This window comes from Methylobacterium variabile (genome assembly GCF_001043975.1).
Lineage (GTDB): Bacteria > Pseudomonadota > Alphaproteobacteria > Rhizobiales > Beijerinckiaceae > Methylobacterium > Methylobacterium variabile.
This window is the reverse complement of sequence record NZ_LABY01000120.1, coordinates 1-9,772: the sequence shown is the minus strand read 5'-3', so window position 1 is coordinate 9,772 and position 9,772 is coordinate 1. Positions and strand designations below refer to the sequence as shown.

At 72.3% G+C, this 9,772-nt stretch carries 7 protein-coding genes; 3 read left to right on the top strand and 4 right to left on the bottom strand.

Features of this window, described 5'->3' with window-relative positions:
- The 3 genes from VQ02_RS17570 to VQ02_RS17560 all read left to right on the top strand — a co-directional run.
- Positions 1-828, top strand: an 828-nt coding sequence (locus VQ02_RS17570; RefSeq protein ID WP_048445501.1) for a proton-conducting transporter transmembrane domain-containing protein, incomplete at its 5' end; no start/stop codon positions are given.
- Positions 829-843: 15 nt separating this feature from the next.
- Positions 844-2,322 (top strand): complex I subunit 4 family protein, encoded by a 1,479-nt coding sequence (locus VQ02_RS17565; protein WP_048445500.1) that lies wholly within the window; start codon positions 844-846, stop codon positions 2,320-2,322.
- Positions 2,323-2,348: 26 nt separating this feature from the next.
- The gene (locus VQ02_RS17560; protein ID WP_048445499.1) at positions 2,349-3,773 is read left to right on the top strand and encodes an NADH-quinone oxidoreductase subunit N; all 1,425 of its coding nucleotides are present in this window, start codon (positions 2,349-2,351) and stop codon (positions 3,771-3,773) included.
- A 144-nt stretch (positions 3,774-3,917) separates the two neighbouring features.
- Here the strand turns inward: VQ02_RS17560 and VQ02_RS17555 are convergent, their stop codons facing one another.
- From VQ02_RS17555 to VQ02_RS17540, 4 genes are all read right to left on the bottom strand, one after another.
- A complete protein-coding gene (locus VQ02_RS17555; RefSeq protein WP_048445502.1) occupies positions 3,918-5,129 on the bottom strand; it encodes a hypothetical protein in 1,212 nt (403 codons plus the stop codon).
- Positions 5,130-5,484: 355 nt separating this feature from the next.
- Positions 5,485-6,291 carry a nucleotidyltransferase domain-containing protein gene (locus VQ02_RS17550; protein WP_048445498.1) on the bottom strand — a complete coding sequence of 269 codons (807 nt, stop codon included), beginning with the start codon at positions 6,289-6,291 and terminating at the stop codon, positions 5,485-5,487.
- A 134-nt stretch (positions 6,292-6,425) separates the two neighbouring features.
- Entirely contained in the window at positions 6,426-8,822 is a 2,397-nt protein-coding gene (locus VQ02_RS17545; RefSeq protein ID WP_425339908.1) for a heavy metal translocating P-type ATPase, read from the bottom strand.
- A gap of 81 nt (positions 8,823-8,903) precedes the next feature.
- Positions 8,904-9,518: a lytic transglycosylase domain-containing protein gene (locus tag VQ02_RS17540; RefSeq protein ID WP_425339907.1), complete on the bottom strand. Its 615-nt coding sequence runs from the start codon at positions 9,516-9,518 to the stop codon at positions 8,904-8,906.
- Between the last annotated feature and the right edge of the window lie 254 nt (positions 9,519-9,772).

Genomic DNA, 9,772 nt, shown 5'->3' with positions numbered 1-9,772 from the left:
CAGGAGCAGGCGGGCACGCGCGCGCTCGACCGCCTCGGCGGACTGATCCGTGCCTTGCCCTTGGCGGGAGCCGCCTTCCTCGTCGCGGCCCTCGCGCTCGCCGGCGTTCCGCCGCTCTCCGGGTTCTGGAGCGAGGAGGAGATCCTTGCCGTCGCGTCGCGACACGGTCCCGGGGCAGGGGTACTCGTCGTGTTGCTCGTCCTTCTCGGCGGGACCTACATCGGTCGCGCGGGGGCCGCGGCCTTCCTCGGTCCGCGCCGCGGCCCGACGGAGCCCGGCAAACCCGCCTGGACGATGCGCGCGGGGACGCTCGCGCTGGCGCTCGCCGCAGCGGGACTCGGATGGCTGCTGGCCGGCCGCCTCGACGCATTCCTGCCCTTCGGGGCAGGCCCCGGGGCCGAGGTCGCCTGGAGGAACCTCGGTATCGCGGCCGGCCTCCTGGGCCTCGGCATCGGTGCTGTCAGGGGAAGGGACGGATCGCCGGCGCTCGGCCCGTGGCCCGGCCGTCTCGCCGCCGGGCTGTCGGCGATCACGACGGCCCCGGCGCGCTGGACGACGCGGCTCGCACGGCGCCTCGGGCCGGTGGAGGATGCGCTCGACGCGGCGGCCCGAGGCGTCGCCGGCTGGGCCTGGAGCGCCGGTCGGACGGCCGGTCGCGTCGAAGCGCGCGGTTTCGCGCGCCTGGGGGACGGGCTTGCGGCTTGGCTGGCCGCCGGGGGCGAGCGGCTCCGCGCGCTCCAGGCCGGCCGCCTCTACCTCTACACGCTCGGCCTGTTCGCCTGGGCCACGGCCGCCCTCGCGGCCGGCGCCCTCCTGCTCTGGCTCTGAATCCGGGTTGACCCGATGCTCACGGCGACGATCCTCCTTCCACTCATGACAGGCCTCGTCGTTTTGGCGCTGCCGCGCGACCGCCCGGGTCTCGCACGTCGCGTCGCGCTCGGCGGCGCGGTCCTGACGCTCGCCGCGGCGCTGACGCTCTGGGCCGGCCTCGAGCCGGGGGGCGGCGACCTGCAATGGCGGACGACCTTGCCTTGGATCCCGTCCGTCGGGGCGGCCTACGACGTCGCCGTCGGCGGCCTCTCCCTGTCGCTGATCCTGCTCACCGCGGTCCTGCTCACGGCGGTGATGGTCTACGCGCTGCCTGGGCACGACCGGGCGCACGCCCACGCCTTCCTGTTCCTGCTGCTCGCGACCGGGCTCATCGGCCTGTTCGCGGCCCGGGACCTGCTGCTGTTCTACCTGTTCTTCGAGGTCGGCCTGGTGCCGATGTACTTCATCGTCGGCATCTGGGGCGGGGAGCGGAGGCGCTACGCGGCGCTGAAGTTCTTCCTCTACACGCGGGCCGGCAGCCTGGCGATGCTGCTGGGCTTCCTCGCCCTCTACCTGGCGATGGAGCCGCACACCTTCTCGCTGCCGGCCATCGCGCGGGCGAAGCCGCTGGACGGCCCCTCGCTCGCCGGGAGCCTCGCCTTCCTGGCGCTGCTCGCGGGCTTCGGCGTCAAGCTCCCGGTCGTGCCGCTGCACAATTGGCTGCCCGACGCCCACGTGGAGGCGCCGACGGAGGGCAGCGTCGTCCTGGCGGGCCTGCAGCTCAAGATGGGCGGCTACGGGATGCTCGCCGTCCTGCTGCCGGTCCTGCCGGAAACCACATCCCGGTTCGGCTGGCTTCTCGTCGCGCTGGCGCTGGCCTCGCTCCTCTACGGCGCCTTGGCGGCGCTGGCTCAGACGGACATGAAGCGGCTCGTCGCGTACACCTCGGTCAACCACATGGGCTTCGTCACGCTCGGCGTCGCGGTCATGGCGATGGCCGGAGGGGAGGGCGCCCGGCAGCTGGCCTTCAACGGAGCCGCCGCGCAGATGGTCAGCCACGGCCTCCTCACCGGTGGCATGTTCCTGATGGTGGGCATGCTCCAGCACCGTGCCGGCACGAGGGAGATCGGACACTTCGGAGGGCTGATCGGCGCGATGCCGGCCTTCAGCGGCCTGCTCGGCCTGCTGGCCTTCGGGTCGCTCGGGCTCCCCGGGCTGTCCGGCTTCATCGCCGAGTTCCAGGCCATCGGCGCCGCGCTGCAGCTCTCCGCCTGGGTCGCCGGCATCGCGGTCCTGGCCGTCCTCGTGACGACCGCGGTCTACCTGAGGCTGGTCACCGGCCTGCTGATGGGGCGCGTGCCCCCGCACGCGCCGCCGCTGGCGCCCCTGACGGCGAGCGAGGCGTGGTCGGCGGGCGGGCTCGCGGCGCTGTCGCTCGGCGTCGGAACCCTGCCGGCCGTCCTCCTCGCGCTGCTGGACGGCACGACCGCGGCGCTGGCGCACCTCCCGTGACCGGTGGGCAGACGATGGGCGGCTGCATGGACCTCGGCGCCGTCGCGCCCGAGATGGTCCTGGCCGGGACCGCACTCGCGCTGGTCCCGGTTGCCGGCTGGGTCCGGGGCCGGTGGCGCCGCCTGCCGGCCGCCATCGCGCTCCTCGCCCTCCTCGTCGCGATGGGCCTGACCGCGCCGATGTTGACGTCCACGCCGCGGGAGGCCTTCTGCGGCACCTACGCCGTCGATCCGTTCCGGGGCTTCTACCAGTTGGTCGTCGAGGCCGGCGCCCTGGTGAGCCTGCTCTCGCTCGCCTCCCACTTCCGCGCGAGCGAGCAGGAACCGCACCACCCGGTCGCGCTCCTCATGGCGACCGCCGGCGGCATGGGACTCGTGGCGGCCACCGACCTCGGCCTGATCATCCTGTTCCTGCAGATGGTGAGCTTTCCCTCGTACCTGCTCGTGCTGCTCGTGCGTAGCGACGGGCCGGCGCAGGAGGCGGCGCTCAAGTATTTCCTGTACGGCGCCGCCGCACTCGCGGTGATGGCCTACGGCCTCACCTTCCTGTTCGGCCTCACCGGCAGCCTGAACCTGCGGGCCATCGGGGCGGGCCTGGCCGGTGCCGACCGGGCCTGGGTCGCACTGGCCTTCGGCCTGGTCGTCGTCGGTTACGGGTTCGAGATGGCGCTGGTGCCCTTCCACGTCTGGGCCCCCGACGTCTTCCAGGGCGGGGCGGCCCCGGTCTCCGGTTTCGTCTCGGTCGTGCCGAAAGTGGCCGCCTTCGCCGGCCTGCTCCGCTTCCTTCTGGAGGCGATGCCGAGCGGCCTCTCCGCCTGGCCGACCGTGCTCTCGCTCGTGGCCGCCGCGACGATGACCTTCGGCAACTTGCTGGCGCTCCGCCAGGATAGCCTGAAACGCCTGCTGGCCTATTCGAGCATGGCCCAGGCCGGCTACATGCTGATGGCCGTGGCGGTGGCCGGCCAAGTCCCCGGTGCCCTCCCGGCCGTCGGCTACTACCTCCTCGCCTACCTCCTGATGAACCTCGCGGCCTTCACGGTGATCGCGCAGGTCGAGCGCGTGATCGGGGACGACGGCTTCGCCGCGGTCCGCGGCCTCGGACGGCGAGCGCCATGGCCAGGGGCGGCGCTGGCACTCGCGCTTCTGTCGCTTGCCGGCGTCCCGCCGCTGGCAGGCTTCGCCGGCAAGGTCTTCCTGCTCGTGGCCGCCATCGAGGGTGGGCTCGCCTGGCTTGCCGTGGTGGCCGCCGCCAACATGGCGGTGGCGCTCTTCTACTACGCAGCCGTGATCGCGGAGATGTATTTCAAGGAACCGGAACGCCCCGAGGGCCTGGCTCCCGGCGCCGGCTACGCATGGGCGCTCGGTCTATGCACGGCGGGGACGCTGGGCTTCGGCATCGCGCCGGGTCTGGCGCGCGGTCTGGCACAGCTCGGCTCGACGCTGCTGCGGTAGGAATGGTTCTGCCGGGTTGTCCAGGCAGGCGGGGGAGCGGCCGGAGGCAGCGCCCTCCGGCGGGACCGGGCTCATCTGCGAAACGCTCCGCCGCGGCGCCCGGCGGCGCTCAGGCGGCCCAGAACGGGCTGTCGCGTGCCGGCTCTACGTCGCGCGGTTCTCCTGCACGCCCAGTCCGAGGGCGTTGGTGACCTCCTCGAACCGGGCGCTCGCGTCCGACCAGTCCTGGGCGAAATCGAACAGCTCGCGCATGGCCGGGGAGATCTCCTTGTAGGCGGCCAGGGCGGCGACGAGGGCACCGAGCGAGAGCTGGCCCTGGACGACGAGGTAGCCGCCGATCGAAAAGAAGAAGAACGGTGTGAGGTTCGAGGTGTAGTTGTACAGTCCCTTGAGCCGGCCATTGAGTTCGTTGATTTCGATCCGCACCCTTTCGAGCTCCCGCGCTTGGTGCATCTGCCGGGGCACGATCGATGGCCGGCGGGTCCCGCCCGACGTCCGTTCCGACCCGGGATCGGTGAGGAGGGCCCCCAATGCCCGCGTGGCATGGACCCGCTGGCGAACCTTCGCATTCAATCGCGCCTGCAACCGCGGGAGGATGGTCAGCTGAACTGGCAGCATGATGAGGGCCGCGAGCGCCAGGGCGGCGTTCTGCATGAGGAGGAAGACGACGCTGGTCGCGAGCGTGCCGCCCTGGACAAGCGGCACCACCACCAAGCTACCCCCGAAGTAGCCGATGGGCTCGACCTCCTGGACGGCGACCGCGGCCAATGTCGCCCGCCGCTCGGGCAAGCGTTCGCCCCGTGCGCGCCGGGCGACGGCGAGGCGCAGGCGCCGCACGAGGCGCTCGTTCACGCGCCCACGGACCCGATTGACGGCGTATTTGGCGAGACCGCTGAGCGTGAGCACGGCCAGATAGCTGGCGCAAAGCGCGAACAGCAGCTCGACGCGGCCCAAAGCGAAGCCGAGGAAAGTCATTCTCGGCTGACTGTCGCCCGAGGCGTCGGCGAGGGCGTGGTTGATGATGTGCTTGGGGATCTCGAGGAGGAGCCAGGCCGCCGGGAGTGTCAGGATGGACAGCAGCACGAGGCGGAACTGCAGCCGCGACGTCGCACGCACGACGTAGGCTTCCAGCCCCACGGCCATGCGCTTGCGGGGTCCGGGCGATCCCACCGCGTCCATGGATGCAGGGCCGCGCGACGGGACCGCCCCTCGCATGCGGCCGCGGTCCAGCCGGACGAAGGCGCTGCGCAGGCCGAACCGGACCGCGAGCCAGGCGGTCCAGGCGGGCGCCACGATGAGGACCAGCACCGTCACGAGGTCGATCCACCAGTGGGCGTGAGGATGGTCGAGGGGCATCGCCCGATGGATCAGGTCGTGGATGAACGACGGTGTCAGCAATGGGTACTCCTGGCGATGGTGTCTAGCGCCCCGGAGGGGAACGACCCGGCGCCTCCGGAGGAGCCTCCGGGCCCCCGACAAGTCCGTCCCGGTGAGTTCCACCCGCTCCCGAGGGTGGCCCTCCCGGCCGCATGGGCATGCAGCGGTCCCCTGGGAGCGCGGGCGGCGCGCCGCCCGGCGCGCTCGACGGCGTTCGGCCGGGTCCTCCGAACGCCCGGCGCTTGGGCCAGGCCGGGAGTGGGCACGGCGATCCCATACCGACGTCCGCCCTACATTCCGGCGTGCGCGTAGCGGGGCGTTCCCAGCCGGAACCTTACCCGCCACGACCGAAGCCGAGTGCGTATGCGTCGTCCGCGACGAGGCGGGCAAAGGCGAGCGCGTCGCGGCGGCGCTCGGCGGGCGTCCCGTAGAGGGAGGCCGCCTCGGGCTCCCTGCGAATACGCAGGGCCTCGTCGATGATGCGGTGCCACTCCGGCTGGAAGGTGATCAACCCGTACAGGCCGGCGTCGCTCTTCGAGGGCACCACCCTGGTCGAGAGTATGTAATGGAGCCTGCACATGCCGAGCACGGTCCGTTCGACGGCTTCGGTGGCGGGCGGTTCCGCATCGCTTCCCGGGTCGGGTTCGAGCCACGAACCCCGGTGTTCGTCGATGCGGGCCAGGGCCCATCGCTCCAGGTCCGCCGGCCCGCGCCAGAGCCCCGTGCCCGCGCAGAGCGGCCCGCGCACCGTCACCGCGCTGGCTCCCAGGACGCTCCAGGTGAGCGGATGCCTATCGTGACACCCGGACGAGAGGAAGCGGCCCTGCTTGACGCAGGGTCCGCTCGGGATGGCAAACGGACCGGCCCGCAGGTCGTCCCAGGTCAGATAGATTCCGTCGAGCGCCGGGATCTCCCGGTCGAGCGCGAGGCCGGCGTGGACCTTCGCGAGGGCAGCCGTTTCGCCGGCCCCCGGTCGGGCCGGGGACACGGCTACGAAATCCACGTCGCTGAGGGGCGGCCGGAAGTCGCCCATGGCGGCGGAACCGACGAGGTACAAGGCCTCGACGAACCCCGGGACGGCGGCATCGACCAAGCCGAGGTAGGCGTCCGCGACGCTCAGTGCGAGCGGGTGGGTGGTCATGGTCTCGCCAGGCTCGTGCGGTTGATCGGGGAGGGAGGCTGACGCCTCTCCAGGTTCGACCGCGCCGGGCTCCCGCCGGGACGGGTCAGGTGGGGCCCAGGGGCGGAGGGCGGCAGGCTCGGCACGGCCGCGTCTCAGCCGATCCGTGCCGCGCGCAGGCGCAGGGCGTTGCCGATCACGCTCACCGACGAGAGCGCCATCGCGGCCGCCGCGATGACCGGCGAGAGGAGGATGCCGAGGAACGGGTAGAGCAGTCCGGCGGCCACCGGCACGCCCAACGCGTTGTAGATGAAGGCGAAGAACAGATTCTGGCGGATGTTGCGCATCGTTGCCCGGGACAGGCGGCGTGCCCGGACGATGCCGACCAAGTCCCCGCGGAGCAGCGTCACGCCCGCGCTCTCGATGGCGACGTCGGTGCCGCCGCCCATCGCGATCCCGACGTCCGCGACGGCGAGGGCGGGGGCGTCGTTGACCCCGTCCCCGGCCATCGCCACGACCGCACCGTCGCCCTGGAGCGCCCTGACCGCTTCCGCCTTCCGGTCGGGCAGGACCTCGGCCTCGACCTCGTCGATGCCGAGCGACCTGGCGACGAACTCGGCCGTTGTCCGACTGTCGCCGGTCAGCATGACGATGCGCAAGCCTGCCTCCCGCAGCCGTCGCACGGCCTCGAACGTGCTCGTCTTGATGGGGTCTTGGATGGCGATGACGCCGGCCGGCTTCCCGCCCACGGCGACCAGGACCGCCGTGGCACCGCGTGCCCGCATCTCCTCGGCCTTTGCATGAAGCGCCGCCGCGTCGACCCCTTGCTCCTCCAGGAAGCGCCCGTTGCCGACGGCTACGCGGCGGCCCTCGACCGTACCGAGCGCGCCCTTGCCGGTCGGAGCGTCGAAGTCGGTGGCAACGGCACCCGGGATGCCGCGCTCTTCCGCGGCCCGGACGATGGCGAGTGCCAGGGGGTGCTCGCTCGCGCGTTCGACCGCGGCGGCGAGGTGCAGCACGTCGGCGTCCGTGAAGCCGGGGGCCGGGAGCACCGCTGTGACCTTGGGCTTGCCCTCCGTAAGCGTTCCGGTCTTGTCGACGACGAGCGTGTCGACCTTCTCCATCCGCTCCAGGGCTTCGGCATTCTTGACCAGCACCCCGTTCTGCGCGCCGCGTCCGACTCCCACCATGACCGACATCGGCGTCGCCAGGCCGAGGGCGCAGGGGCAGGCGATGATGAGGACGGCGACAGCCGCGAGGAGGGCATAGGTGAACCGCGGCTCCGGGCCGACGGCCATCCAGGCGACGAAGGCGAGCGCCGCGACGGCGATGACCATGGGGACGAACCAGGCCGCCGCGTCGTCCACCAGGCGCTGGACGGGCGCCCGCGAGCGCTGGGCCTCGGCGACCATCGCGACGATGCGGGCCAGGGTGGTCTCGGACCCGACCCGCGTCGCGCGCATGACGAAGCCCCCGGTCGTGTTCAGGCTTCCGCCGACCACGGAGGAGCCGGGTTCCTTCGAGACGGGGACGGGCTCGCCGCTGATCATCGCCTCGTCCACCGCCGAGCGCCCCTCGACGACCTCGCCGTCGACCGGCACCTTCTCGCCGGGCCGGACGCGCAAGCGGTCCCCGACCGCCACCTCCGAGACGAGCACCTCCTCGTCGGTTCCGTCCGTCCCGAGACGCAGGGCCTTCTGCGGCGCGAGATCGAGCAGCGCCCGGATCGCGCCCGAGGTGCGCTCGCGGGCCCCGAGTTCCAGCACCTGCCCGAGCAGCACCAGGACGGTGATGACCGCCGCGGCCTCGAAGTAGGCCGGAACCGCCCCGTCGTGGCCGCGAAGCCCTTCGGGGAAGAGACCTGGCGCCACGGTCGCGGCGACGCTGTAGAGGTAGGCCGCGCCGGTTCCGAGGGCGATGAGGGTGAACATGTTGAGGCGGCGGTTCACCAGCGACTGCCAGCCCCGCTCGAAGAACGGCCAACCCGCCCAGAGGACGACCGGAGAGGCGAGCAGGAACTGGGCCCAGTTCGAGGTTTGCAGGCCGAGGCGGTCGACGAGACCCGTAAGGTGTCCTCCCATCTCCAGGGCGAACACGGGGAGGGTGAGGACGAGGCCGACCCGGAAGCGGCGACTCATGTCCTTGAGCTCGGCGTTCTCGACCGGGCCGCTCGTCGGCGTGAGCGGCTCCAGCGCCATCCCGCAAATCGGACAGCTGCCCGGTCGGTCGCGGCGAATCTCCGGGTGCATCGGACAGGTGTAGACCGCCCCGACCGGCCCTTCCGACGACCGCTTGTCCGCCGACAGGTACCGTGCGGGATCGGCCACGAACTTCGAGCGGCACCCAGCCGAGCAGAAGTGATAGATCGCGTGACCGTGCTCGGCGTGGTGGGTCGTGGTTCCCGGGTCGACCCGCATGCCGCAGACGGGATCCGTCGCGGACGCGCCGGCCGCCGGCGCTGCACCGTGACCATCACGATGCCCGTGGGCATGAGGCTCGGGGTTGGCGTGGTCCATGGGTTCGGGCCTCCAAGCTGCTGCGGGCCGGGGCATGGCCGGCGAGGCGGCCGTGCGGTTCGTCGGCGAGGGAACCGGGCTGGGTGGGACGTTCAAAGGTCGTGCTCCGCAATGACCTCAGCCGCCGCCCATGATGCGGTCGATGCGCGCCCCGATGCTGCGGACCCGGGCGGCATGCTCGGCCCACAGGCGGCGCGCGACGGCGGATCGGGCATCCCGGCTGGCGGACGGTGCCGCAGGAACCTCGCGGCCGCTCCGGTCGGGAGCGGGCAGTGCAGTGCCGGCGAGGGGGACGCCGGTCCCGGCGAGGCGGACGCGGACTCGCTGACAGTAGGTGATGGAGCGTGGACTCATCCGCTCCTCGCCGTGGCCCGCCCTGTACTTCATCAGCGTGCGGCAGAGATCCCCCTGCGCGAGCTTCCAAGCTTGTGCGAGGTAGGCGACGCCGAAGCGGATGTTGGTCGCGGGATCGAGGAGGGCACCGGCGGAACCCGTGTGGCCGAGCATGGCCGCGGTTGCCGGCCGGACCTGCATCAGCCCGAGCTCACCGACCCCGCCGACCGCGCCGGCGTCGTATCCGCTCTCCACGTACGCGACCGCGTCGGCGACGGCTGGGGGCAATCCGCGCGCCTCGGCCTCGCGCGCGAGCATCCGACGATAGATGGCCTGTTGCGCCGCCCCTGCCGCTCCGTCGCCCGAGGGCACCGGCGCGGCAGGGGCGGGCGAGATCACGGGCCCATCCCCGACAGCGACGGCTGGAGCCGGAAGGAGGAGTGCCGCGCACAGGAAGAGGAACGGCCGGGAAGGAGGGAGAGCGGCCGCGCCCGGGAACCCTCCTCGTGCGGCCGCGGTCGCTCTCCCCGGCGGGGCCGCCCTCGTCATGGCCTGCTGTCTCATCGCGCTTCCCGGATGCGCGTGATCTCGGGCCGCCGCAGCTCAATCTCGGCCATTGAGCCCCAGACGGTCGAGGTCATCCGTGAGTTCCT

Coding starts and splice junctions, on each gene's coding strand:
- VQ02_RS17565 (WP_048445500.1), top strand. CDS start 844: ATGCTCACGGCGACGATCCTCCTTCCACTCATGACAGGCCTCGTCGTT.
- VQ02_RS17560 (WP_048445499.1), top strand. CDS start 2,349: ATGGACCTCGGCGCCGTCGCGCCCGAGATGGTCCTGGCCGGGACCGCA.
- VQ02_RS17555 (WP_048445502.1), bottom strand. CDS start 5,129: ATGCCCCTCGACCATCCTCACGCCCACTGGTGGATCGACCTCGTGACG.
- VQ02_RS17550 (WP_048445498.1), bottom strand. CDS start 6,291: ATGACCACCCACCCGCTCGCACTGAGCGTCGCGGACGCCTACCTCGGC.
- VQ02_RS17545 (WP_425339908.1), bottom strand. CDS start 8,822: ATGCCCCGGCCCGCAGCAGCTTGGAGGCCCGAACCCATGGACCACGCC.